The organism is Pantoea brenneri, assembly GCF_038594305.1.
In the GTDB taxonomy this organism is placed as follows: Bacteria; Pseudomonadota; Gammaproteobacteria; order Enterobacterales; family Enterobacteriaceae; genus Pantoea; species Pantoea brenneri.
The window spans coordinates 102,837-127,388 of the sequence record NZ_JBCGBG010000005.1 but is presented as its reverse complement, the minus strand read 5'-3'; the positions used below and the strand labels follow the sequence as shown (position 1 = coordinate 127,388).

Genomic DNA, 24,552 nt, shown 5'->3' with positions numbered 1-24,552 from the left:
GGGAAGCCGCAAGCCAGCAGGGCAGTCGCCCGGCCTTATTTCAGCGCAATACTCTTCACAATATTGTCGGCATCGCTTTGTGCCTGCTGCTGGTTGTCGCCTGGCAGGGTAATCTGCAGCGTCACCAGTTTGCCGTCGACTTTGGCCAGAATCACCGATGACCATGAGGTCTGGTTATTGGCAGAAATCACCGTATCCAGCTGCTGTGCCGGCTGATCTTTCAGCGTGACCGCTTTGTTCGAGACCACCTGCAGTTGCGGATCGCGGTTGCGCTGCTGCTGCTCCATACGCTGTGACAGCACGTCCAGCCCATCACTGGTCGGCTCACCGGCAATCACAATAATCGCGCGCGCACCGGTTTCGTCGGCATACACGTGCATATTGGTGGTCTGTGAACCGAGCTTGCCGCTCTTGTCCGACATGCCCGGCGGCAGCGAGAAGCTCAGTTTGCCATCCATCAGCGTCACGGTCTGCGCCGACTGACTGGCGCTGACGCCGTTGTCATTCGCCGCGTCATCTTTCTTCTGGTCACAGGCGGCTAAGCCCAGCACCAGTAAGCCCATTCCTACATATTTCACCAGGTTGCGCATCAGAATCCCTTTTTTAAGTTTCCAGTCAGCCGTTAATACAACAGGAATCAGGTTGCAAACGCAACCTGATGATTGTCAGCAGATCTTAGCGGGTAATGGCGTAAATCGGTATGGCGGGTTAGCCGAAATTTATCTGGCTGGTGGCACGGCGCTCAGCCAGGCGTTTCAGCGCGGCATTGAGCAATACGCCGTAGGCCGGCAGGAAGAACACCATGCAGATCAGCACCTTGAAGCTGTAGTCAACCAGGGCGATCTCCACCCAGTGCTGGGCCATAAACGCATCAGGGCTTTTATAAAAAGCGATGAAGAAAAAGGCCAGCGTATCGCTGATGTTGCCGAGGAACATGGCGCAGCCTGGAGCGATCCACCATTGCGGCAGGGCGCGCAGACGGTTGAAGACGTGCACGTCGAGGATCTGACCCAGGGCGTAAGCCATAAAGCTGGCGCAGGCGATACGCGCGACAAACAGATTCACCTGTTCCAGTGCCGCCCAGCCCTGCCACTGACCCTGATAATAGAGCGAAGAAACGGCATAGGAGATAAACAGCGCCGGGATCATCACCGCCAGAATAATGCGTCGGGCCAGCGGCGCGCCAAAGATGCGCACGGTCAGATCGGTTGCCAGGAAGATAAACGGGAAGCTGAACGCGCCCCAAGTGGTGTGGAAGCCGAAAATGGAAATCGGCAGCTGCACCAGGTAGTTACTGGAGGTGATCACCAGCAGGTGAAACAGCGATAACCAGAACAGCGCGTGCATGCGCTGACGCGAAGAGAATGCGAGCATAATCAACCTTTTTAATGTTGGGGTGAGGGAACCCATTGCGGGACGCCGTTCGGGCAGCGCCTGGCAGTTTTATGAGCAAAAAGCGGCGGCATCTTACCGCGTTGTGCTATTTATGCAATGGTTAATTTTAGCGCAATCGTTATCGCCTTGCGTCAACGGCACCACGCGCTAGAATGAGCGCCCCAAACCTGAACCGAGTCCATTATGAGCGATGCTTTTTCCTCTGCCGACCATCAACTGGATGCCCGTGGCCTGCGTTGTCCGGAGCCGGTGATGATGGTGCGCAAAACCGTTCGCAGCCTGCAGGATGGCGATACGCTGTTGATCATTGCCGACGATCCGGCCACCACCCGCGATATTCCCGGCTTCTGCCGCTTTATGGAGCATCGCCTGCTGGCGCAGCAGACCGATAACCTGCCTTATCAGTTCCTGATCCAGAAAGGGATGGCGGAGTAACGCTGGGTGCCCATTGGCAGCGCGGCCCGTCATCTGACCGGCCGCTCGTCTTCAGCTTCGGTTGCGCAGTAATCGCAGCGCGTTAGCGGTGACCAGCGCCGTTGCGCCGGAATCCGCCAGCACCGCCAGCCACAATCCGGTCAGTCCCAGCAGGGTCGTGACCAGAAATACCGCCTTCAGCCCCAGCGCAATGGTCAGGTTCTGACGAATGATGCGGCGCGTACGGCGCGCCAGTACAATCATCGGTGCCAGATTGCTGAGCTGATTGCGCGTCAGCGCGGCATCGGCCGCCTCCAGCGCAACGTCGGTGCCGCTGCCCATCGCGATCCCCAGCGTCGCCGCTTTCATCGCCGGCGCATCGTTAATGCCATCCCCGACCATCGCCAGCGGCTGCTGCTGACTCAGTTCTGCTATCGCCGCCACCTTGTCGGCCGGTAACAGGCTGGCACGGTACTCAATGCCCAGTTGCCGGGCGATGGCTGCCGCTGCACGCGGGTTGTCGCCGGTCAGCATCAGACTCTCAATGCCCAGTTTTTTCAGCGCCTGTAATGCGGCGATCGCATCGCTGCGCAGCTGATCGCGCAAGGCCAGCGCGCCCAGCGCCTCGCCATTGCGGGCCAGCACCACCACCGTTTCACCTGCTGCTTCACGCTGGGTGATCTGTTCGGTTTGCTGCGCCGTCAGTCCGGTCATCTGCGCGGGCGTCAGCAACCGGATCGGCTGGCCATTGACCACCGCCGTAATGCCCCGTCCCGCCTGAACCTGCTGATCGCGGGCGGCCGGGATGGCCAGATTGCGTGCCGCCGCCGCCGCCACAATCGCACTGGCCAGTGGATGCGTCGCGCCCTGTTCAACTGCCGCGCTGAGCGCCAGCATCTCTGCTTCGCCGGTCTCGCCAAAGCGCAGAATCCCGGTGAGCTGCGGCTTGCCAACGGTCAGGGTGCCGGTTTTATCGAACGCCATCATGCGCAGGGAACTCAGACGTTCTAAGGCCGCGCCGCCTTTGATCAGCGCGCCCTGACGTGCAGCGGCAGCCAGCCCGGAGGTAATCGCCGCCGGCGTGGAAATCACCAGTGCACAGGGGCAGCCAATCAGCAGTAAGGTCAGGCCCTTGTAGATCCACGGCTGCCATTCTCCCGCGCCGAGCAGCGGGGGCACCACCATCACCAGCAGCGACAGCAGCATCACCAACGGCGTATAGAGACGGCTGAACCGATCGATAAAGCGCTCAACCGGGGCGCGGTGGGTTTCTGCTTCTTCAATCAGCTGCAGTATCCGGTCAATCGCGCTTTCGCCCGGTTTCGATACCACTTCCAGCGTGACCAGCCGGTCAATGCTGGTGGCACCGGCCAGTATTTTTTCGCCGCTGCTGCGCGTCACCGGCAGCGACTCGCCGGTTAACGCGCTTTCATCAAAGCTGGCGAGCGGCGTGATTAAGCGGCCATCGACCGGCAGGCGACTGCCGGCTGACACTTCAATCTGATCGCCGGGCTGCAGCGCAGCCAGTGGCACGTCGCTGCGCCGACCCTGCTCAAGACGGACCGCCGATTCCGGCCGCAGCGCCATCAGACGGGTCACGCCACTGCGCGCCCGCGAGGCGGCATAGCTTTCGAGCTGTTCGCCAAGCTGAAACAGCACCAGCACCATCGCTGCTTCGGCGTGAGCGCCGATGATCAGCGCACCCGCTGAGGCCAGCGTCATCAGGGTTTCGATGGTGAAAGGCGAGCCGCTGCGCAGCCGTTGCCAGGCGCTGCGCGCCACCGGAAACAGGCCGATCAGGGTAGTGACAATAAACAGGCGATCGCCCCACAGCGGCGCGAAATGGCTGAGCAGGCTGCTGGCGAGCACCAGCAGCGCCAGCGCAATCAGCATGCGGTTATGCTGCCAGCGTGGGACATCGGCTGCCGTTTCGGTCTGCGTACTGAGCTGGAAGCCGGCTTTTTTGACCGCCTGCTCCACCGCCTGGCGCACGTCGCTGTCCGCATTGACCACCAGTTTTTCACTGCTGAACAGGACGCGCGCCTCGGTGACGCCCGCGACCTGCTGAACGGCGGTTTCAATGCTGCGGGCGCAGCCGGGACAATCCATCCCGCTGACCTGCCAGCTATAAGGTAGAGTGCCGACGCGTCGTCGGTCACTTTCCTCATCGGCGTCGTTGCCGGGACTGCTGTTACTGTCGCAGCAGCAGCCCGCACTATCCGGCGTGACCGGAGTCGCGGCATGAATATAGAGCGTCAGGGGACGGGACTGAGGGATCTGGCACAGGGGTTTGGCTGCGGCGTGGCTGGCACGCGGTTTACCGCAGCCACAGGCGTGATGTTGATGCATATGACCTCCGGAAAAGGGATGGACGAAGCTGCCCATCCCGCTATCCTACACTCTGGAGTGAACTCCAGAGTCAAGGTCAATTTTTTAAATCACCCACAGCGAACGGACAATCATAAAGTGACCGGCAAAGTAGCAGGCCGCAACGATAGCGCTGTCGGCACTGAAACGACGGCGATAGTGGCTGATAAACCAGACAATGTTAGCCAGCAGCAGCAGACCTGCACCGACCATGATTGAGAAGCTGTAATCGGTAGGACGGAAGAAGTATTGCTCAGTAGCGATCCAGGTCATCACCAGCGTCATGCCGATAAAAGTACAAATCGGCCAGCGCAGATCTTCCAGTCTGCTCCACAGAATGCCAATCAGCACCACGCCGATAATCAGCAGCGTCAGCGGGATCGGCCAGAAAAAGGTCATGGTCATGCTGGCGGCAAAACAGAGGGTATACAGCAGATGCGACAGGAAAAATGCGCCAATCGCATAGAGCATCTGCTGACGGGGCAATAGCGTTAGCGCATCACCGACCAGCGTGGCGATCAGGCCGGCCAGAATCAGATAGTCAGTGGTATTCAGCGTCGGAGCCTGCCAGGCCAGGCCGACCAGCAGCAACAGTGTGACCGGTTTAAACAGCCAGCGTTGCCATTGCGGACCGCGATAGGTGGCATCAACGTAGAGCCAGCCGGAGAAAAGTACAGCGAGGAAAGACCAGAGCATTGTTTCTCCCTTTTTTAACCAAAATGGTGAAAGATCCCAAAATATCCCTTCCAGTTTAGGTTACGTCCCGACGATGTGACAATCAGGCAACTCTGGTTGTATGCTTTGCCGCGCAGTTAACGCCATCCGCACCCTTTAAGCCCGAGAGAATTATGAGCAAACCACCGCTAATCTTTATTATCGTTCTGGCAATTATCGCCGTGCTGGCAACCCGTCAGTTCATCAAGCAGCGCCGGGAAACCGCCGTCAATGACGCCTCTCCGGTGCGATCCCTGACGGCACAGGTTAAAACCAAACGGGAGTTTCCGGCACCCAATCGCCGCTCACGTCAGCGTGAAGTGATTGCCGGAGAAGAGATGCGCTACGAAGCGCTGTTTCATCCGCTTAACGGTGCCAGCGACATTAAAGTGCAGCTTCAGGAAGCGCAGTATCATCAGCTGGATAAAGGGGCGAAGGGCGAATTAAAAATGCAGGGGACGCGCTTTATCAGCTTTACGCCAGCGCAGTAATCAGCGGGCAGGGTGCCCGCTCTGAAGACTACTTTTTCCGCGGGAAGTGCTTTTTCTGCCAGGCGACCAGCTCAAATACGCCGAACACAAACACTTTCACCTGGGTCAGGCGGTCGATTGGCGGGGCATCTTTGGTCTGCGTTGCACGCAGTAACACCAGCTGCAGGCCGTGCATCATGATCATGAAAAACAGCGCGACATTAATGAAGTAGGTCAGCGGTTTCGGGTAGGGATGGACCACGTTAACCAGCAAAAAACCCCATACGCACAGCATCAACAGACGCCCCAAATTAAGTAACATCCTGCGTCTCCAGTTGACGTTGATATAAACGATAAGCCACTTGTCCGGCTATTTTCTCGCGATAAAGGTTCCACTCTGGCGGCACCGGCGGCGCGCCATTTTCCACTTCACTTTCGACGTAGATCAGCGCCTCGTCTGCCAGCCAGTGATTCTGTTCCAGCAGCTGCAGCGTCTGTTCCAGCAGGCCCTGACGAAACGGCGGATCGATAAACACCACGTCAAACGGTTGGCCCGGCTGGGCCAGAAAGCTCAGGGCATTGGTCTGAATCACTTTGCCGTTGCTGGCGTTCAGCGTCTGCAGATTCTTCATCAGTTGCTGTGCCACCGGACGCTCCAGCTCCAGTAGCGTAGCCGATCCAGCGTAACGCGACAGCGCTTCCAGACCTAACGCGCCGCTGCCGGCGAAACAGTCGAGACAACGTGCGTCGGGCAGTACCGGCGCCAGCCAGTTAAACAGCGTTTCACGTACCCGATCGGTGGTCGGGCGCAGTCCGGCACTATCGGGCACCGGCAATTTGCGTCCGCGCCATTGTCCGCCGATGATGCGGATCTGGCCGGCACCGCCGGTACTGCGGGGGTTTTTAGTCATCTTGCTCACAACTCGTCATAATTTGTTGCGTAGTTTAACGGGCGAATCGGTGAGAAGAAACGTTAAAAAAGGGTTCTGTGGTGAGCTGGCTGGAAAGTGTTAGACTACTGAGTTGCTGAAGTCATGCAGTATTCTGCGGTTTTACGCCGGTCTGGCGTTAGCCAATTTTAATTGATTCACCCCTGGAAACGACGTGCGACCGGGACAAAGCCATCGAGGAGTGTAGTCACACAATGGCAAAAGAGAAAAAACGTGGCTTTTTTTCCTGGCTGGGATTTGGCAAAGAAGAAGAGAAGCAACCCTCTGCGGAGGAGCAGGCGCAGCAGGCGGCTGAGTCTGCTCAGCAGCAGTCAGAGCAGCAAGCCGCAACCTTAACGCAGGCTGAAGCGCAAGCGGAAGAGACTGTCGCCATCACCGAAACGGTGGCCGGACAGCAGCGTGATGCGGATGTGACGGCCGCTGCGCCACACGAAGCCGCGCCGGAAGCCCTGGCGGAGCCGGAGCCGATTCAGGCTGACCCGGAAGCCTTACTGGAAACGGCGAGGGTGCCGGAGGCTGACGTTGCCCCGGTCGTCGAGGCTGATGCCGTTATCACACCAGCGGCTGATGCTGAACTGCATCAGGCCGACGCGCCGCTGAGCGATGAAGAGCTGGAAGCGCTGGCGCTGGGCGATGCAGAGATCATCGAAACGCCACCGGCCGACGCGCCGCTGAGCGATGAAGAGCTGGAAGCGCTGGCGCTGGGCGAGGCAGAGATCATCGAAACGCCACCGGCCGATGCGCCGCTGAGCGACGAAGAGCTGGACGCGCTGGCACTGGGCGAGGCAGAGATCATCGAAACGCCACCGGCCGACGCGCCGCTGAGCGATGAAGAGCTGGACGCGCTGGCGCTGGCAGAAAGCGAAGAAGCCGATGTCGTGCCGGATACCGTCAGCGATCTGCCGTTAGCCGCTGCGCCAATCATCACGCAGGAGCAGGAACGTCCCAGCAAGGAGGGCTTCTTTGCCCGCCTGAAGCGCAGCCTGGTGAAAACCCGTCAGAACCTCGGTTCCGGTTTTATCAGCCTGTTCCGTGGCAAAAAGATTGATGATGACCTGTTTGATGAGCTGGAAGAGCAGTTACTGATTGCCGACGTCGGCGTCGATACGACCCGCCGCATCATTACTCACCTGACTCAACAGGCGAACCGTAAGCAGCTGCGTGACGCAGAAGCGCTCTACGGCTTGCTGAAAGCCGAAATGGCCTCGATTCTGGCCAAAGTCGATGCGCCGCTGGATGTCTCCGGCAAAACGCCGTTTGTCATTCTGATGGTTGGCGTCAACGGTGTGGGTAAAACCACCACCATCGGCAAACTGGCGCGTCAGTATCAGGCCGAGGGCAAATCGGTGATGCTGGCTGCCGGCGACACCTTCCGTGCCGCTGCGGTAGAGCAGCTGCAGGTCTGGGGCCAGCGCAATAATATTCCGGTGATTGCCCAGCATACCGGTGCGGATTCCGCTTCGGTGATCTTCGATGCGATTCAGGCAGCCAAATCACGCGGTGTGGATGTTCTGATCGCGGATACCGCCGGTCGTCTGCAGAACAAATCGCACCTGATGGAAGAGCTGAAGAAAATCACCCGCGTAATGAAGAAGCTGGACGAAGATGCGCCGCATGAAGTGATGCTGACGCTTGACGCCAGCACCGGGCAGAATGCGGTCAGCCAGGCCAGACTGTTCCATGAAGCGGTTGGCTTAACCGGTATCGCGCTGACCAAGCTGGATGGCACGGCCAAGGGCGGTGTGATCTTCTCGGTCGCCGATCAGTTCGGTATTCCGATTCGCTATATCGGTGTCGGGGAAGGCATCGAGGATTTACGGCCGTTTAAGGCGGAAGATTTTATTGAGGCACTGTTTGCCCGAGAGGACTAATTAGGATGATTCGCTTTGAAGAGGTCAGTAAGGCATATCTCGGCGGACGTCAGGCACTGCAGGGGGTGGATTTCCATCTGCGTCCCGGCGAAATGGCGTTCCTGACCGGCCACTCCGGTGCCGGTAAAAGTACGTTGCTGAAGCTGATTTGTGGCATTGAGCGTCCGAGTGCCGGACAAATCTGGTTTAGCGGCCACGATATTTCCCGCTTGCGTAACAGTGAAGTGCCTTTCCTGCGCCGTCAGATTGGCATGATCTTTCAGGATCACCACCTGCTGATGGATCGTTCGGTGTATGACAATGTGGCGATCCCGCTGATTATCTCCGGTGCCAGCGGCGAAGATATCCGTCGTCGTGTCTCAGCAGCGCTGGATAAAGTCGGCCTGCTCGACAAAGCGAAAAGTTACCCGATTCAGCTGTCAGGCGGTGAACAGCAGCGTGTCGGTATCGCCCGTGCGGTGGTAAACAAACCGGCGGTGCTGCTGGCGGATGAACCAACCGGTAACCTTGATGAAGCGCTGTCGGAAGACATTCTGCGGCTGTTTGAAGAGTTCAACCGCGTTGGCGTCACGGTATTAATGGCGACGCACGACAACGGCTTAATCGCCCGTCGTAACTACCGCGTCATGACGCTGAACCAGGGACGCCTGCACGGAGGCCACGATGGTCAATAAACGCAATAAACGCCCGACGGCGCAGAAAGCGAAGCAGCAGCCGTCAAAAAGCAAAGCGCTGAAAGGTGGCTGGCAGGAGCAGTGGCGCTACGCGCTGCGCGGTACGCTGTCTGACATGTGGCGTCAGCCGCTGGCGACGCTACTGACGGTGATGGTAATCGCCATTTCGCTGACCCTGCCAAGCGTCTGCTATATGGTGTGGAAAAACGTCAGTCAGGCGGCGACGCAGTGGTATCCGGCACCGCAACTGACGGTCTATCTCGACAAAGCTCTGGATGACACCGCCGCGGAAAACGTGGTGGCGCAGCTCAAACAGGTTGATGGCGTGGATAACGTCAATTACCTGACGCGGGAAGAGGCGCTCAACGAGTTCCGCAACTGGTCAGGCTTTGGCGGTGCGATGGATATGCTGGAGCAGAATCCGCTGCCTGCGGTGGCGATTATCACGCCGAAGCTCAATTTCCAGAATTCCGACACCATGCAGAGCCTGCGCGATCGGGTCACCAAAGTGCAGGGCGTAGATGAAGTGCGGATGGACGACAGCTGGTTCGCACGGCTGGCGGCGCTGACCGGGCTGGTAGGGCAGATTGCCTCAATGATCGGCGTGCTGATGATTGTGGCGGTGTTCCTGGTGATCGGTAACAGCGTACGGCTCAGCATCTTTGCCCGTCGCGATACCATCAACGTACAAAAGCTGATTGGTGCGACCGATGGCTTTATCCTGCGGCCGTTCCTGTATGGCGGCGCGTTGCTGGGCTTCAGCGGCGCGGTACTGTCGCTGGTGCTTTCAGAAGTGCTGGTGCTGCGGTTACAGTCGGTGGTGGCCCACGTGGCGACCGTATTCGGCACTACCTTCTCACTGGAGGGATTCTCCTGGGATGAGGCGCTGCTGTTATTACTGATTGCCGCGATCATCGGCTGGGTGGCCGCCTGGCTGGCGACGGTACAACATTTACGCCGATTTACGCCCCAGTAAACGCCTGCAACATTTTTTTGTTATAATACTCCTCTGCTGCCGAAGACCGGATGCAGAGGACGTATTACCTCTTCCCTTCCTGTCATCTGTGTGTAAAATATTCACTGCTATAATTGTTGTTGTGGATAACTTTGTTGTCCCGGTAGCACAGATTGCTTTCGGATTTCGCGCGACGTTGACATACTGTATCGTCTGCGCAAGGAAATGTGCGGCAATTCCACTGAATTTGTGAGGGTTTGAATGACCAAAGAAATGCAAACTTTAGCTATTGCTCCTCTTGGTAACCTGGAGTCTTACGTCCGGGCTGCCAATACCTGGCCGATGCTATCGGCAGAAGAGGAAAAAGCGTTGGCTGAACGGCTGCATTACCAGGGCGATCTGGATGCGGCAAAGACGCTGATCCTGTCTCACCTACGCTTTGTAGTTCATATCGCTCGTAACTACTCCGGCTACGGCTTGCCGCAGGCTGACCTGATTCAGGAAGGTAACATCGGCCTGATGAAAGCGGTGCGTCGCTTCAACCCTGAAGTGGGCGTGCGCCTGGTCTCATTTGCCGTGCACTGGATTAAAGCCGAAATTCACGAATACGTGCTGCGTAACTGGCGTATCGTGAAAGTCGCGACCACTAAAGCACAGCGTAAGCTGTTCTTTAACCTGCGCAAAACCAAGCAGCGTCTGGGCTGGTTCAACCAGGATGAAGTCGAGATGGTGGCGCGCGAGCTGGGCGTGAGCAGTAAAGACGTGCGTGAAATGGAATCACGTATGGCGGCGCAGGATATGACCTTTGATATGTCGGCCGACGATGAGAGCGGTGAAGGCAAATCAATGGCGCCGGTGCTCTATCTGCAGGATAAAACCTCTGACTTTGCCGATGGCATTGAAGAGGATAACTGGGATGCCCACGCTGCCGATAAGCTGAGCTATGCGATGGAAGGTCTGGATGAGCGTAGTCAGCACATCATTCGTGCCCGCTGGCTGGATGAAGACAACAAAACCACGCTGCAGGAGCTAGCCGATCAATACGGCGTCTCAGCGGAACGTGTCCGCCAGCTGGAAAAAAACGCCATGAAAAAACTGCGCATGGCGATCGAAGCGTAATACCGCAAGGTAACCTTCAGGGGCGACATTATCATGTCGCCCTTTTTGTTTTCTGCGCCCGCCTAATCGACCGCTAATACCCAGCCATCCGCCTGCGCCCTGAAGCCACACGCCTGCATAAACGCCGCCCGCACCTGCTGATCGTCGCTGCCATCGTCTGCCATCCACCAGTCCGCTAATGACCCGTTCTGCCTGATGGTCTCTTCCAGCAAATATTGCCCGACTCCTCGGCGACGGGTGACATCGCGCACCGCCAGCCGCTGGATCTTGCCGTGAATACCTGAAATCTCCAGCTGTAACGCGCCCAGCAGACGATCGTTGAAGCGTGCCGCATAAAGGCGATGCCGTTCATTCAGGCGCTGTTCCAGACGATCAATCTCCAGATCCGGCCAGATTTTAGCCAGATCAATGCGGTCCTGCGGCGTCAGCGCGGTTAAACGCTGGATGGTGAGCTTCATGACAAACACCTGTACTTGTAAAAGGGGAAAGTGTAGCGAAAGTATACAACCAGAGCGCTGACACATTTTCATCAATAAAACAGGTCAAAAGATGGCCTGGCTGCCAGAATGATAGTTGTAAACAGGCCCTGGATGCGATCAATCCAGCATAAGCCGCTGGCAAAGTGGTGAAAAACCGGCCGTTGCATCCAGTGTATTATGCTGTTGCACTCAGGCAATTCTGAATATGCCAGTTGATTTACAGAAGAAACTTCCTGTTTAATAACCTGAAAAATAAAGCCTTATTACTAATAAATGCCAGAAAAGTGCGCTAACTCATTATTGCTTAATCAGTTTTTGATCTTTATCTGGCAGTTTGCACTCACACATACACGACATAACACATGGGGTAGTCCGGATGAAAATGAAAGGTCGCGCATTACTGGCGGGATGCGTAGCACTGGCGATGAGCCATGCAGCGCTGGCTGAAGATATTAAAGTGGCGATTGTTGGGGCGATGTCTGGCCCGGTTGCGCAGTATGGCGACATGCAGTTTGCCGGGGCTACTCAGGCGATTGAAGATATTAATGCCAAAGGCGGCGTCAACGGCAACAAACTGGTTGCGGTGAAATATGACGATGCCTGCGACCCGAAACAGGCGGTGGCGGTAGCCAACAAAGTGATCAACGACGGCATCCGCTATGTTATCGGCCATCTCTGCTCCTCATCGACCCAGCCGGCGTCTGACATTTATGAAGATGAAGGCGTGCTGATGATTACCCCTGCCGCCACCGCGCCGGATCTCACCGCCCGCGGTTATAAACTGATTATGCGCACCACCGGTCTCGACTCCGATCAGGGCCCGACCGCGGCCAAATACGCCATGACCGAGCTGAAGCCGCAGCGTATTGCCGTGGTTCACGACAAGCAGCAGTATGGCGAAGGCCTGGCGCGTTCAGTGCAGGATAGCCTGAAAAAGCAGGGCGCCAACATCGTGATGTTTGAAGGTATCACCGCAGGCGATAAAGATTTCTCCACCCTGGTGGCGCGCTTTAAGAAAGAGAACGTCGATTTCGTCTACTTCGGCGGTTACTACCCGGAGATGGGCCAGATTGTTCGCCAGGCGCGTGCAGCCGGTCTGAAAACCCAGTTCATGGGTCCGGAAGGGGTCGGTAACGCCTCGCTGTCCAACATCGCCGGTGCCGCCTCTGAAGGCATGCTGGTGACCTTACCGAAACGCTACGATCAGGTTGAGACCAACCAACCGATCGTTGATGCGCTGAAAGCGAAGAAACTCGATCCAACCGGTCCGTTCGTCTGGACCACCTATGCTGCCCTGCAATCGCTGGCGGCCGGGATGGAGCGCAGCAAGAGCGCAGAGCCGGAAGATATCGTGAAAAACCTCAAGGAAGGCGCTGCGGTGCCAACCGTGATGGGCAACCTGAGCTGGGATCAGAAGGGCGATCTGAAAGGCTTTGAGTTCGGCGTCTTCAAATGGCATGCCGACGGTACCTCGACCGCTGTGAAGTAAATCAGGCTGTTTACTGGCGGGTCAGGTAGCGGGTAACCGCTGCCTGCTCCCCTGCAACACTAACGCCTGGTCTGTGCTGCCAGGCGTTTTTTGTACTCCGTTCGGTCACGAGCGGATAAGTAAGGGTTAAGGTATGTCCGAGCAGTTCCTCTATTTTATCCAGCAGATGTTCAACGGTGTTACCCTCGGCAGCACCTATGCGCTGATCGCCATCGGTTACACCATGGTTTACGGCATCATCGGCATGATTAACTTCGCCCACGGCGAGGTTTACATGATCGGTAGCTACGTCTCCTTTATCGTGATTGCCGCCCTGATGATGATGGGCATCGACACCACCTGGCTGATGATTGCCGCCGGGTTTGTGATGGCGGTGATTATCTCCAGCGCCTACGGCTGGAGCATTGAACGCGTCGCTTACCGGCCGGTGCGCTCCTCCAAGCGTCTGATTGCGCTGATTTCCGCCATCGGGATGTCGATATTCCTGCAAAACTACGTCAGCCTGACCCAGGGATCGCGCGACCTGGCGCTGCCGAGCCTGATTACCGGTCAGTGGACCGTCGGCGAGAGCAACGGCTTTGCCGCCACCATCTCCACCATGCAAATTGTGATCTGGGTGGTGACGTTCCTGGCGATGCTGGCGCTGACCACCTTTATTCGCTATTCGCGTATGGGCCGCGCCTGTCGCGCCTGTGCCGAAGATCTGAAAATGGCCAGTCTGCTGGGTATCAATACCGATCGCGTCATCTCACTGACCTTTGTTATCGGTGCCGCCATGGCGGCGGTCGCGGGCGTGCTGCTGGGCCAGTTTTATGGATCGATCAACCCGTTCATCGGCTTTATGGCCGGCATGAAGGCGTTCACCGCCGCAGTGCTGGGCGGCATTGGCAGTATTCCGGGCGCGATGATTGGTGGCCTGGTGCTGGGAATCGCCGAAGCGCTGACCTCCGCCTATCTGAGCACCGAGTATAAAGATGTCGTCTCCTTTGCCTTACTGATTGTGGTACTGCTGGTGATGCCGACCGGGATTCTGGGCCGTCCGGAGGTGGAAAAAGTATGAAGTCTTCCTTGCTCAACGCCCTGATTTCGTCGCTGATGTTATTGCTGCTCGCCAGCTTCTTTATGGGTCTGCGCCTGAATCTGGACGGCACTAACCTGGTGGTGCAAAACGCCGGCAGCGTGCGCTGGAACTGGATTGCCGTCGCCTGTGTGGTGGTATTTCTGTTCCAGCTGCTGCGGCCGGTCTGGCAGAGCGGCCTGAAGAAAATCTCGGGTCCGGCGCTGGTGCTGCCAGGCATTGATGGCTCAACGCCGAAGCAAAAACTGGTGATGGCGGTAATGATCGTGGCGGCGCTCGCCTGGCCCTTCCTGGTGTCGCGCGGCACGGTCGATATTGCCACCATGACGCTGATCTACGTGATGCTCGGTCTCGGACTGAACGTGGTGGTCGGCCTGTCGGGCTTACTGGTTTTAGGTTACGGCGGCTTCTATGCCATCGGCGCTTACACCTTCGCTTTGCTGAACCACTATTACGGGCTTGGCTTCTGGCAGTGCCTGCCGCTCTCGGGCATGGTGGCCGCGCTGTTTGGTCTGCTGCTGGGCTTCCCGGTCTTGCGGTTGCGCGGCGACTATCTGGCGATTGTGACGCTGGGCTTTGGTGAGATCGTGCGTATTCTGCTGCTCAACAATACCGCTCTGACCGGTGGCCCGAACGGCATCAGCCAGATCCCGAAACCGACCTTCTTTGGTCTGGAATTTGGCCGTACACCGCGTGAAGGCGGCTGGGATACCTTTCACCACTTCTTTGGCCTGAAATACGATCCCAGTGACCGGATTATCTTCCTCTATCTGGTGGCATTGCTGCTGGTGGTGCTGACGCTGTTTGTGATTAACCGTCTGTTGCGCATGCCGCTGGGCCGCGCCTGGGAAGCGCTACGTGAGGATGAGATCGCCTGCCGTTCGCTTGGCCTCAGCCCGACCCGAATTAAACTGACTGCCTTCACCATCAGCGCCGCCTTCGCCGGCTTTGCCGGCAGCCTGTTCGCCGCGCGTCAGGGCTTTGTCAGCCCGGAATCCTTTACCTTTGTCGAATCGGCTTTTGTGCTGGCGATTGTGGTACTCGGCGGCATGGGCTCGCAGTTTGCGGTGATACTGGCCGCCATTCTGCTGGTGGTCTCTCGCGAGCTGATGCGTGATCTCAATGAGTACAGCATGCTGGTGCTGGGAGGCTTAATGGTGCTGATGATGATCTGGCGTCCGCAGGGACTGTTGCCGATGAAGCGTCCGCATCTGAAGCTCAGACAAGGTAAACAAGGAGAACAGGCATGAGTCAGCCTTTATTAGCCGTTGAAGGTTTGATGATGCGCTTCGGCGGCCTGTTAGCGGTTAACAACGTGGCGCTGGCGCTGCATCCGCAGGAAATCGTCTCGCTAATCGGGCCGAACGGTGCCGGTAAAACCACGGTGTTTAACTGCCTGACCGGCTTCTACAAGCCGACCGGTGGCAGCATTAAACTGCGTGAGCAGCATCTGGAAGGATTACCCGGCCAGAAGATTGCGCGGATGGGGATTGTGCGGACCTTCCAGCACGTTCGTCTGTTTCGTGAAATGACGGTGATTGAAAATCTGCTGGTGGCGCAACATCAACATCTGAAGAGCGGGCTGTTTGCCGGTCTGCTCAAAACCCCGGCGTTTCGTCGCAGTGAAAGCGAGGCGCTCGATCGCGCAGCCAACTGGCTGGAGCGGGTCGGCTTGCTGGATCTGGCTAACCGTCAGGCCGGTAATCTGGCTTATGGTCAGCAGCGGCGTCTGGAGATTGCGCGCTGCATGGTGACGCGTCCGGAAATCCTGATGCTGGATGAACCGGCGGCCGGTCTTAACCCCAAAGAGACGCACCAACTGGATGAGCTGATTGCCGAACTGCGCGGTGAACACAAGGTTTCAGTGCTGCTGATTGAACATGATATGAAGCTGGTGATGGGCATTTCTGATCGCATTTACGTGGTCAATCAGGGAACGCCGTTGGCTAACGGCACGCCGGAAGAAATTCGCAATAATCCGGACGTGATCCGTGCCTATTTAGGAGAGGCGTAAGATGGCAAATGCGATGTTAACCATTGAGAACGTGAGCGCCCACTACGGCAAAATTCAGGCGTTGCATAACGTCAGCCTTTACATCAATCAGGGCGAGATCGTCACGCTGATTGGGGCCAACGGTGCCGGAAAAACCACGCTGCTGGGGACGCTGTGTGGCGAACCGCGTGCCACTCACGGCACCATCACCTTTGACGGTAAAACCATTACTGACTGGCAAACGGCGCGCATCATGCGTGAAGCTATCGCCATCGTACCGGAAGGCCGGCGGGTGTTTTCGCGTATGACGGTGGAAGAGAATCTGGCAATGGGCGGCTTTTTTGCCAGCCGTCCGCAATATCTGGAGCGGATCAAGCGCGTTTATCAACTGTTCCCGCGGCTGGAGGAGCGCAAAATCCAGCGTGCCGGCACCATGTCAGGTGGTGAGCAGCAGATGCTGGCGATTGGCCGTGCGCTGATGAGCCAGCCCCGCCTGCTGTTGCTGGATGAACCGTCGCTGGGTCTGGCACCGATTATTATTCAGCAGATCTTCGACACCATCGAACAGCTGCGCAGCGAGGGGATGACCATCTTCCTGGTGGAGCAGAACGCCAACCAGGCGCTGAAGCTGGCGGATCGTGGCTACGTGCTGGAAAACGGCCATGTGGTGCTGGAGGATAGCGGGGCTGCGCTGCTTTCCAATGAAGCCGTCCGAAGCGCGTACCTGGGAGCTTAATATTCAGAGGCCTGGCTTACTGGTCAGGTTGTGGTTGGGCAGTGCTCGTAATCCTCACGTACTGAATGTACGCTCCGGTTACTGCGCGCTGTCCGCCCGCAACCTGCCTGCGCCGCCGACGGCCTTCGATATAAATGCTCGCTGCGCCGCCGACGGCCTTCGATATAAATGCTCGCTGCGCCGCCGACGGCCTTCGATATAAATGCTCGCTGCGCCGCCGACGGCCTTCGATATAAATGTTCGCTGCGCCGCCGACGGCCTTCGATATAAATGCTCGCTGCGCCGCCGACGTCCTTCGATATAAATGCTCGCTGCGCCGCCGACGGCCTTCGATATAAATGCCCGCTGCGCCGCCGACGGCCTTCGATATAAATGCTCGCTGCGCCGCCCACGGCCATCAAAATGGGTGCGTAATCGCGCGGGCCGGGCATGTCATGGATTGGCTTTAGCGTCTTTCCGATCTGACCGTGTTCTCTGTGCAGGGCTCAGCCTTACAGCAACCAGGCCAGACGTTGTCAAAAATCTCAGCCCGGCCGGTAGCCGCTCCGCCTTTTGCACGCTTAAGCCTGTCATCTGGCTGTCATCCGCCCGTTATTAATCCGTCATTTTCCCGTGTCATGTTACTTCGCGAACCACAAATGCGTGATTTCACGCGTATTTACCTGCACAGGAAAATTCTATGTCCGTCGTTACCTATCGTCGTAGCCTGATCGGCGTGCTGCTTGGCCTGACGCTCAGTGGCCAGGCGCTGGCCGCCACTGAGATCCCGTTCTGGCACTCTATGGAAGGCGAGTTAGGCAAAGAAGTTGACTCGCTGGCGCAACGCTTTAACCAGGCCCATCCCGATTACAAAATTGTTCCGACCTACAAAGGTAACTACGAGCAGAGCCTGGCGGCAGGTATCGCGGCAGTGCGCACCGGCAAAGCACCCGCCGTGTTGCAGGTGTATGAAGTCGGTACCGCCACCATGATGGCGTCGCAGGCGATTGTGCCGGTGCATCAGGTGTTTAAAGATGCCGGTATTCCGTTTGATGAAAAACAGTTTGTGCCGACGGTGGCGGGCTACTACAGCGACAGCAACGGTCAGCTGATCTCTCAGCCGTTCAACAGCTCGACGCCGGTGCTCTACTACAACAAAGACGCGTTCAAAAAAGCGGGTCTTAACCCGGACCAGCCCCCCAAAACCTGGCAGGAACTGGCGAAAGATGCGGCGGCGCTGCGTAAATCGGGCATGAGCTGTGGTTACGCCAGCGGCTGGCAGGGCTGGATTCAGATCGAAAACTTCAGTGCCTGGCATGCCCTGCCGGTAGCGACTAAAAACAACGGTTTTGACGGACGCGATGCGGTCCTGGAGTTCAATAAGCCGGTGCAGGTTCGTCATATCCAGATGCTGGAAGAGATGAATAAACAGGGCGACTTCACCTACTTTGGCCGCAAAGATGAATCCACCGCCAAGTTCTATAACGGCGATTGCGGTATCACCACCGCCTCATCCGGCTCGCTGGCGGATATTCGTCATTACGCCAAATTTAACTTCGGCGTCGGCATGATGCCGTATGACGACAGGGTTCCTGAGGCACCACAAAACGCCATCATCGGCGGGGCCAGCCTGTGGGTGATGAAGGGCAAAGACGCGGCTACCTACAAAGGCGTGGCTGAGTTTATGCAGTTCCTTGCCCAGCCGGAAATCGCCGCTGAATGGCATCAGAAAACTGGCTATCTGCCAATCACCACGGCTGCCTATGAGCTGAGCAAACAGCAGGGCTTCTACGATAAAAATCCGGGTGCTGATATCGCGACCCGTCAGATGCTGAACAAGCCGCCGTTACCGTTCACCAAAGGGATGCGTCTCGGCAACATGCCACAGATTCGTACCGTGGTGGATGAAGAGCTGGAAAGCGTCTGGACCGGTAAACAGTCGCCGCAGGGCGCACTGGATAATGCGGTGAAACGCGGCAATGAACTGCTGCGTCGTTTCCAGCAGCAGGTGAAGTAATCCGCTGTATCGGGCCAGCACCGGCCGGCCCTTTCTCTTTCTGAATCAGAGTGCGCCATGTCCTCATCTCGTCCGGTATTTCGCACCAGCCTGTTGCCCTATCTTTTGGTGCTGCCGCAACTGGTGATCACCGCCATCTTCTTTCTCTGGCCGGCTGGCGAAGCCTTGTGGTATTCGCTGCAAAGCCTCGATCCTTTTGGTCTCTCCAGCACCTTCGTCGGGCTGGATAACTTTAAACGGCTGTTTGCCGATCCTTACTATCTGGATTCATTCTGGACCACCATCAAATTCAGCGGTCTGGTCACGGTGTGCGGCATGGTGTTATCGCTGCTACTGGCGGCGCTGGTGGATTACGTGGTGCGGCTGCGCAAGCTTTACCAGACGCTACTGCTGCTGCCGTATGCCGTCGCGCCGGTCGTGGCAGCGGTGCTGTGGATGTTTCTGTTCAATCCCGGCCTTGGCCTGTTCAGCTACCTGCTGAACCACATCGGCTACAACTGGAACTACGCGCAAAACAGCGGCCAGGCGATGTTCCTGATTGTGCTGGCGTCGATCTGGCAGCAGATGAGCTACAACTTCCTGTTTTTCTTCGCCGCGCTGCAGTCGATCCCCAAATCGCTGGTTGAAGCCGCCGCGATTGACGGTGCCGGACCGGTGCGCCGTTTCTTTAATCTCTCATTACCGCTGATTACGCCGGTCAGCTTCTTCCTGCTGGTGGTGAACCTGATTTATGCCTTCTTCGATACCTTCCCGGTGATCGATGCCGCCACCGGCGGCGGACCGGTGCAGGCCACCACCACGCTGATCTACAAAATCTATCGCGAAGGCTTCACCGGCCTGGATCTCTCCTCATCCGCTGCTCAGTCGGTGGTGCTGATGGTGTTGGTGATCGGTCTGACGGTGATTCAGTTCCGCTTCGTTGAACGTAAGGTGCAATACCAATGATTGAGAATCGACGCGGGCTGGATATCTTCAGCCACATCGTGCTGATACTGGGCGTGCTGACCATCCTGTTCCCGCTCTACGTCGCCTTCGTGGCGGCCACGCTGGATAACGATGCGGTCTATCAGGTGCCGATGACGCTGGTACCCGGCACTCACCTGTGGGAAAACGTCTCGCGCATCTGGACCCACGGTGTGAACGGTAACGGCCCGGCATTCGGCCTGATGCTGCTGAACAGCACCATCATGGCGCTCGGGATCACCGTCGGCAAAATCACCGTCTCGATGCTCTCGGCATTTGCGCTGGTCTGGTTCCGCTTTCCGCTGCGGACGCTGTTCTTCTGGCTGATTTTCATCACCCTGATGCTGCCGGTCGAGGTGCGTATTTTCCCGACGGTGCAGGTGATCGCCGATCTGAATCTGCTCGACAGTTATAGCGGCCTGACCCTGCCGCTGATGGCATCGGCGACCGCCACCTTTTTGTTCCGCCAGTTTTTTATGTCACTGCCGGATGAACTGGTGGAAGCCGCCCGGATTGATGGTGCCAGCGCGATGCGTTTCTTCCGCGATATCGTGCTGCCACTGTCGAAAACCAATCTGGCGGCGCTGTTCGTTATCACCTTTATCTACGGCTGGAATCAGTATCTCTGGCCGCTGCTGATCATCAATGACGCCAGCCTCGGCACGGCGGTGGCGGGGATTAAAAGCATGATCTCCACCAGCGGTTCACCGACCCAGTGGAACGAAGTGATGGCGGCGATGTTATTAACCCTGATCCCACCGGTGGTGGTGGTGTTAGTCATGCAGCGTGCCTTTGTGCGCGGCCTGGTTGAGAGTGAGAAATAAGATGGCAGGCGTAACCCTTCAGGCAGTGACCAAGTCCTACGATGGTAAAAATCAGATCATTCAGCCGCTGAACGTCACGGTAAATGATGGTGAATTTATGGTGATGGTGGGCCCCTCCGGCTGCGGTAAATCGACGCTGCTGCGGATGGTGGCGGGCCTCGAGCGCGTCAGCTCCGGCGACATCTACATCGACAACAAACGCGTCACGCAGGAAGAGCCAAAAGATCGCGGCATTGCGATGGTGTTCCAGAACTATGCGCTCTATCCCCATATGTCAGTGGAAGAGAACATGGCCTATGGCCTGAAGATCCGCGGCATGGGCAAAGAGCAGATTCGGCTACGGGTGCTGGACGCCGCGCGCAGCCTTGAGCTGGATCATCTGCTGACCCGCCGGCCGCGTGAACTCTCTGGCGGGCAGCGTCAGCGCGTTGCCATGGGCCGCGCGATTGTGCGTGAACCGGCGGTCTTTCTGTTCGATGAGCCGCTCTCCAACCTTGATGCGCGCCTGCGGGTGCAGATGCGTCTGGAGCTGCAACAGCTGCATCGGCGTTTGCAGACCACCAGCCTGTATGTCACCCACGATCAGGTTGAAGCGATGACGCTGGCGCAGCGGGTAATGGTAATGAACAAAGGCGTGGTCGAGCAGCTGGGCACGCCGGTTGAGGTTTACGAGCGTCCCGCCAGTCAGTTCGTCGCCTCGTTTATCGGCGCACCGGCAATGAACCTGCTGAAAGGCGCATTCAACAGTGATGGCAGCCGCTTTAATCTGGACGCGTCGCATGCCCTGCCGCTAAGCGAGAGCAAAGCGAAGTGGGCCAACCGTCCGGTGGTGCTGGGTATCCGGCCGGAACATATCCAGCTCAGCAGCCGTGAACAGGGTGGGGTACCGCTGCGGGTTGATACGCTGGAAATGCTGGGGGCTGACAATCTTGCCCATGGCCGCATCGGTGATACGCCGCTGGTGGTACGCTTAGCCCACAGCGAGCGGCCACAGCCCGGCAGCACGCTGTGGCTGCATCTGCCCGCAGATGCGTTACACTTCTTCGATTCAACCCATGGAAAGCGTCTGGAATGAGCACACAACACTGGCCCTATCCGCACATCGTCGCGCATCGCGGCGGCGGCAAACTGGCACCGGAAAACACCCTGGCGGCAATTGACGTCGGGGCGAAATATGGTCATCAGATGATTGAATTTGATGCCAAATTATCGGGCGACGCGCAGATCTTTCTGCTGCACGACGACACGCTGGACCGCACCAGTAATGGCTGGGGTGTCGCGGGGCAGCTGCCGTGGGAGAAACTGTCGCAACTTGATGCCGGCAGCTGGTTCAGCAAAGCGTTTAACGGCGAGAAGCTGGCACGGCTGGATCAGGTCGCCGATCGCTGCCGTCAGCATCAGATGATGGCGAATATCGAAATAAAACCGACCACCGGCAGCGAGGCGGAAACCGGGCGGGCAGTGGCGCAGGCAGCAGCCAGCCTGTGGCAGGGGCAAACGCCGCCGTTGCTCTCATCCTTCTCGTACGTCGCGCTGGACGCGGCGATGCAGGCTGAACCGCAACTGCCGCGCGGTTTACTGTCGCACAGCTGGGATGACCAGTGGCGCGACAAGACCTCGGCGCTGGCCTGCGTTTCGATCCATCTCAATCACAAAGTGCTGACCGAAGCGCGGGTGGCGGAGCTGAAAGCGGCGGGCCTTAAAATTCTGGCTTATACCGTTAACAGCCCGGAGCGGGCGCGGGAACTGCTGAAATGGGGCGTTGATGCCATCTGTACTGACTGCATCGACATCATCGGCCCCGATTTTAGCTAGTTCTGATTCTGGTTCTGCTGGCCCGGCTGGGTGGTGATCACGCGTTGCTGGGCGCTGTTGCGTTGCTCCTGCATCTTACGCTGCATATCCTGCGTCTGACGCTGCTGGTCCTGACGCAGCTTCAACTGCTGTTGTTGCTGTTGCGCCTGCATCTGGCTCTGCATCCGTTGCTGGCTCGGGTTATAGCCGGGCCGGTTAGGATCGTTGGTACTGTTCAGCGTATTCGCCAGCGTGGCGAAGGGCAGCAGAGCCGCCAAAGCAATAATCCACTTCTTCATCATTCCTCCTTCCTTAAAGCGACAGGTGCTGGATGCTGAACGCCATCGTCCGGCGTCCAGGGTCGCATGCATAAGTTTACGCGATATCACAGACCTTACCTTCAGATGTATTCCTGATTTGACTTAACCCTGACTAATTTGCTGTATTTGTAGCCACTTGCGGAAATGATAAAAAAATGTAAATAACAAATAAGGATGGTGGCGGGATGAAAATGCAGGCAACAGTGCGCCAGCTCGGCTGGTCGTTGGTGATGAGCTTTACCGTGGTCGCGGGGGCGAACGCGGCCCCGACTCAGGCACCGCCGGTTTCCTACGGCGTCGACAGCGATACCTTCCACCCGGTAAAAGCACAGCACGGCATGGTGGCGTCGGTCGATGCGATGGCAACCCAGGTCGGAGTCGAGATTCTGCGTCAGGGCGGCAACGCCGTTGATGCCGCAGTGGCGGTGGGCTTTGCGCTGGCCGTCACCCATCCACAGGCCGGTAACCTCGGCGGTGGCGGCTTTATGCTGCTGCGCACGGCGTCCGGCCGCACCAGCGCCATCGATTTCCGTGAAATGGCACCGGGCCACGCCTCGCGTGACATGTTCCTCGACAAGCAGGGAAATGCCGACAGTAAGCTGTCGCTCACCTCGCATCTGGCCTCCGGCACACCCGGTACGGTGGCGGGCCTGGCGCTGGCAGCCCATAAATATGGCACGCTGCCGCTGAGTACGCTGCTGGCTCCGGCGATCAAACTGGCGCGCGACGGCATCGTGGTCAATGATGCGCTGGCGGATGACCTGAAAACCTACGGCAAAGAAGTGCTGATTAACCATCCCAACAGCAAAGCGATCTTCTACAAAGCGGACGGCACGCCGTGGCAGAAGGGCGACCGGCTGGTGCAGAAAAACCTCGCCCACAGCCTGCAATTAATTGCCCGTCAGGGACCGGATGCCTTTTATAAAGGCGCTATCGCCGATGAGATTGCGGGCGAGATGGCGCAGCACGGCGGCCTGATCAATAAAGCCGATCTGGCGGCCTACCGCGCGGTTGAACGTAAGCCGATCAGCGGCACCTACCGTGGTTATGAGGTCTTCTCAATGCCACCGCCGTCGTCCGGTGGCATCCACATCGTGCAGATCCTCAATATCCTCGAAAACTTCGATCTGGCGAAGATGGGCTTTGGCAGTGCTGACGCGATGCAGGTAATGGCCGAAGCGGAGAAATATGCCTATGCGGACCGCTCTGAATACCTTGGCGATCCCGATTTCGTTAAGGTGCCGTGGCAGGCGTTAACCAGCAAAGCCTATGCCAGAACCCTGGCGCAGCAGATTGATGTCGCCAAAGCGCGTCCTTCCAGCGAGATCAAACCCGGCAAGCTCGAACCCTACGAAAGTAACCAGACCACCCATTTCTCGGTGGTGGATAAACAGGGCAATGCGGTGGCGGTCACTTACACGCTGAATACTTATTTCGGCAGCGGTATTGTGGCGGGCAACAGCGGCATTCTGATGAATAACGAGATGGACGATTTCTCAGCCAAACCGGGAACGCCAAACGTCTATGGGCTGGTCGGCGGTGAGGCCAATGCGGTGCAGCCGGCGAAACGTCCGCTCTCTTCCATGTCACCGACCATTGTGGCGAAAGGCGGCAAAACCTGGCTGGTCACCGGCAGTCCGGGCGGCAGCCGTATTATCACCACGGTCTTGCAGATGGTGGTGAACAGCATCGATTTCGGGATGAATGTCGCCGAAGCCACCAATGCACCGCGTTTCCACCATCAGTGGCTGCCCGATCAGCTGCGCGTTGAGAAAGGCTTCAGCCCCGATACCCTGCGTCTGCTGGAAACCAAAGGTCAGCATGTGAAAGTGCTGCCAGCGATGGGCAGTACGCAGAGCATTATGATCGGGCCGGATGGGATGTTGTATGGCGCGTCCGATCCGCGCAGCATTGACGATCTCAGTGCCGGTTATTAAGGCGCAAGGTGTAA

General features: G+C 57.7%; 25 protein-coding genes. 17 read left to right on the top strand and 8 right to left on the bottom strand.

Annotation, left to right across the window (positions count from 1 at the left end):
* Positions 1-35: 35 nt before the first annotated feature.
* Together AABB92_RS17990 and AABB92_RS17985 are read right to left on the bottom strand one after the other, a co-directional pair.
* Positions 36-590 (bottom strand): DcrB family lipoprotein, encoded by a 555-nt coding sequence (locus AABB92_RS17990; RefSeq protein ID WP_031375244.1) that lies wholly within the window; start codon positions 588-590, stop codon positions 36-38.
* 118 nt (positions 591-708) lie between these two features.
* Positions 709-1,374: a 7-cyano-7-deazaguanine/7-aminomethyl-7-deazaguanine transporter gene (locus tag AABB92_RS17985; protein WP_031375243.1), complete on the bottom strand. Its 666-nt coding sequence runs from the start codon at positions 1,372-1,374 to the stop codon at positions 709-711.
* A 204-nt stretch (positions 1,375-1,578) separates the two neighbouring features.
* Here AABB92_RS17985 and tusA point away from each other — a divergent pair, with 204 nt between their 5' ends.
* On the top strand, positions 1,579-1,830 hold the full coding sequence (gene tusA, locus AABB92_RS17980) for a sulfurtransferase TusA (RefSeq protein WP_031375242.1): 252 nt from the start codon (positions 1,579-1,581) through the stop codon (positions 1,828-1,830).
* 51 nt (positions 1,831-1,881) lie between these two features.
* Here tusA and AABB92_RS17975 read toward each other — a convergent pair whose 3' ends face one another.
* Positions 1,882-4,158 (bottom strand): zinc/cadmium/mercury/lead-transporting ATPase, encoded by a 2,277-nt coding sequence (locus AABB92_RS17975; protein WP_046289369.1) that lies wholly within the window; start codon positions 4,156-4,158, stop codon positions 1,882-1,884.
* Between the two features lie 84 nt (positions 4,159-4,242).
* Complete coding sequence (locus tag AABB92_RS17970) at positions 4,243-4,872, bottom strand: lysoplasmalogenase (protein ID WP_031375241.1); 630 nt, start codon at positions 4,870-4,872, stop codon at positions 4,243-4,245.
* 152 nt (positions 4,873-5,024) lie between these two features.
* On the opposite strand from AABB92_RS17970, the gene AABB92_RS17965 reads away from it, so the two are divergent.
* Entirely contained in the window at positions 5,025-5,381 is a 357-nt protein-coding gene (locus tag AABB92_RS17965) for a DUF2500 domain-containing protein (protein ID WP_031375240.1), read from the top strand.
* Positions 5,382-5,409: 28 nt separating this feature from the next.
* Here the strand turns inward: AABB92_RS17965 and AABB92_RS17960 are convergent, their stop codons facing one another.
* The gene (locus AABB92_RS17960) at positions 5,410-5,682 is read right to left on the bottom strand and encodes a DUF1145 family protein (RefSeq protein WP_031375239.1); all 273 of its coding nucleotides are present in this window, start codon (positions 5,680-5,682) and stop codon (positions 5,410-5,412) included.
* Positions 5,672-6,271 (bottom strand): 16S rRNA (guanine(966)-N(2))-methyltransferase, encoded by a 600-nt coding sequence (gene rsmD / locus AABB92_RS17955; RefSeq protein WP_031375238.1) that lies wholly within the window; start codon positions 6,269-6,271, stop codon positions 5,672-5,674. The genes AABB92_RS17960 and rsmD overlap by 11 nt, the downstream gene beginning before the upstream one ends.
* Before the next feature lie 233 nt (positions 6,272-6,504).
* On the opposite strand from rsmD, the gene ftsY reads away from it, so the two are divergent.
* The 4 genes from ftsY (at position 6,505) to rpoH (ending at position 10,929) form a co-directional block, all read left to right on the top strand.
* A complete protein-coding gene (gene ftsY / locus AABB92_RS17950; protein ID WP_342550279.1) occupies positions 6,505-8,181 on the top strand; it encodes a signal recognition particle-docking protein FtsY in 1,677 nt (558 codons plus the stop codon).
* A 5-nt stretch (positions 8,182-8,186) separates the two neighbouring features.
* On the top strand, positions 8,187-8,855 hold the full coding sequence (gene ftsE, locus AABB92_RS17945; protein WP_031376707.1) for a cell division ATP-binding protein FtsE: 669 nt from the start codon (positions 8,187-8,189) through the stop codon (positions 8,853-8,855).
* Positions 8,845-9,831: a permease-like cell division protein FtsX gene (gene ftsX, locus AABB92_RS17940; protein ID WP_046289368.1), complete on the top strand. Its 987-nt coding sequence runs from the start codon at positions 8,845-8,847 to the stop codon at positions 9,829-9,831. Before ftsE ends, ftsX begins: the two co-directional genes overlap by 11 nt.
* Before the next feature lie 240 nt (positions 9,832-10,071).
* Positions 10,072-10,929, top strand: a complete 858-nt coding sequence (gene rpoH / locus AABB92_RS17935) for an RNA polymerase sigma factor RpoH (protein ID WP_031376708.1) — start codon at positions 10,072-10,074, stop codon at positions 10,927-10,929.
* 62 nt (positions 10,930-10,991) lie between these two features.
* Here the strand turns inward: rpoH and panM are convergent, their stop codons facing one another.
* Positions 10,992-11,387 carry an aspartate 1-decarboxylase autocleavage activator PanM gene (gene panM, locus AABB92_RS17930; RefSeq protein WP_031376709.1) on the bottom strand — a complete coding sequence of 132 codons (396 nt, stop codon included), beginning with the start codon at positions 11,385-11,387 and terminating at the stop codon, positions 10,992-10,994.
* A 397-nt stretch (positions 11,388-11,784) separates the two neighbouring features.
* Between panM and AABB92_RS17925 the strand changes: the two genes are divergently transcribed.
* The 10 genes from AABB92_RS17925 to ugpQ all read left to right on the top strand — a co-directional run bounded on the left by AABB92_RS17925 (position 11,785) and on the right by ugpQ (position 22,302).
* The gene (locus tag AABB92_RS17925; protein ID WP_031376710.1) at positions 11,785-12,897 is read left to right on the top strand and encodes a branched-chain amino acid ABC transporter substrate-binding protein; all 1,113 of its coding nucleotides are present in this window, start codon (positions 11,785-11,787) and stop codon (positions 12,895-12,897) included.
* A gap of 133 nt (positions 12,898-13,030) precedes the next feature.
* Entirely contained in the window at positions 13,031-13,957 is a 927-nt protein-coding gene (gene livH / locus AABB92_RS17920) for a high-affinity branched-chain amino acid ABC transporter permease LivH (RefSeq protein WP_009087789.1), read from the top strand.
* Complete coding sequence (locus tag AABB92_RS17915) at positions 13,954-15,225, top strand: high-affinity branched-chain amino acid ABC transporter permease LivM (protein WP_031376711.1); 1,272 nt, start codon at positions 13,954-13,956, stop codon at positions 15,223-15,225. The genes livH and AABB92_RS17915 overlap by 4 nt, the downstream gene beginning before the upstream one ends.
* The gene (gene livG / locus AABB92_RS17910) at positions 15,222-15,989 is read left to right on the top strand and encodes a high-affinity branched-chain amino acid ABC transporter ATP-binding protein LivG (RefSeq protein ID WP_031376712.1); all 768 of its coding nucleotides are present in this window, start codon (positions 15,222-15,224) and stop codon (positions 15,987-15,989) included. Before AABB92_RS17915 ends, livG begins: the two co-directional genes overlap by 4 nt.
* 1 nt (position 15,990) lies before the next feature.
* Entirely contained in the window at positions 15,991-16,704 is a 714-nt protein-coding gene (gene livF, locus AABB92_RS17905) for a high-affinity branched-chain amino acid ABC transporter ATP-binding protein LivF (RefSeq protein WP_031376713.1), read from the top strand.
* Between the two features lie 679 nt (positions 16,705-17,383).
* Positions 17,384-18,700, top strand: coding sequence for a sn-glycerol-3-phosphate ABC transporter substrate-binding protein UgpB (gene ugpB, locus AABB92_RS17900; protein ID WP_031375615.1), 1,317 nt, complete (start codon positions 17,384-17,386; stop codon positions 18,698-18,700).
* Between the two features lie 57 nt (positions 18,701-18,757).
* Entirely contained in the window at positions 18,758-19,645 is an 888-nt protein-coding gene (gene ugpA, locus AABB92_RS17895; protein ID WP_046289367.1) for a sn-glycerol-3-phosphate ABC transporter permease UgpA, read from the top strand.
* Positions 19,642-20,487 (top strand): sn-glycerol-3-phosphate ABC transporter permease UgpE, encoded by an 846-nt coding sequence (ugpE, locus tag AABB92_RS17890; protein WP_031375616.1) that lies wholly within the window; start codon positions 19,642-19,644, stop codon positions 20,485-20,487. The genes ugpA and ugpE overlap by 4 nt, the downstream gene beginning before the upstream one ends.
* 1 nt (position 20,488) lies before the next feature.
* Positions 20,489-21,562, top strand: a complete 1,074-nt coding sequence (locus AABB92_RS17885; protein ID WP_031375617.1) for a sn-glycerol-3-phosphate import ATP-binding protein UgpC — start codon at positions 20,489-20,491, stop codon at positions 21,560-21,562.
* On the top strand, positions 21,559-22,302 hold the full coding sequence (gene ugpQ, locus AABB92_RS17880; RefSeq protein ID WP_031375618.1) for a glycerophosphodiester phosphodiesterase: 744 nt from the start codon (positions 21,559-21,561) through the stop codon (positions 22,300-22,302). The genes AABB92_RS17885 and ugpQ overlap by 4 nt, the downstream gene beginning before the upstream one ends.
* Here ugpQ and AABB92_RS17875 read toward each other — a convergent pair.
* Complete coding sequence (locus tag AABB92_RS17875; RefSeq protein ID WP_031375619.1) at positions 22,299-22,580, bottom strand: DUF2756 domain-containing protein; 282 nt, start codon at positions 22,578-22,580, stop codon at positions 22,299-22,301. The genes ugpQ and AABB92_RS17875 overlap by 4 nt on opposite strands.
* 206 nt (positions 22,581-22,786) lie before the next feature.
* On the opposite strand from AABB92_RS17875, the gene ggt reads away from it, so the two are divergent.
* Positions 22,787-24,538, top strand: coding sequence for a gamma-glutamyltransferase (gene ggt / locus AABB92_RS17870; RefSeq protein ID WP_031375620.1), 1,752 nt, complete (start codon positions 22,787-22,789; stop codon positions 24,536-24,538).
* Positions 24,539-24,552: the final 14 nt, after the last annotated feature.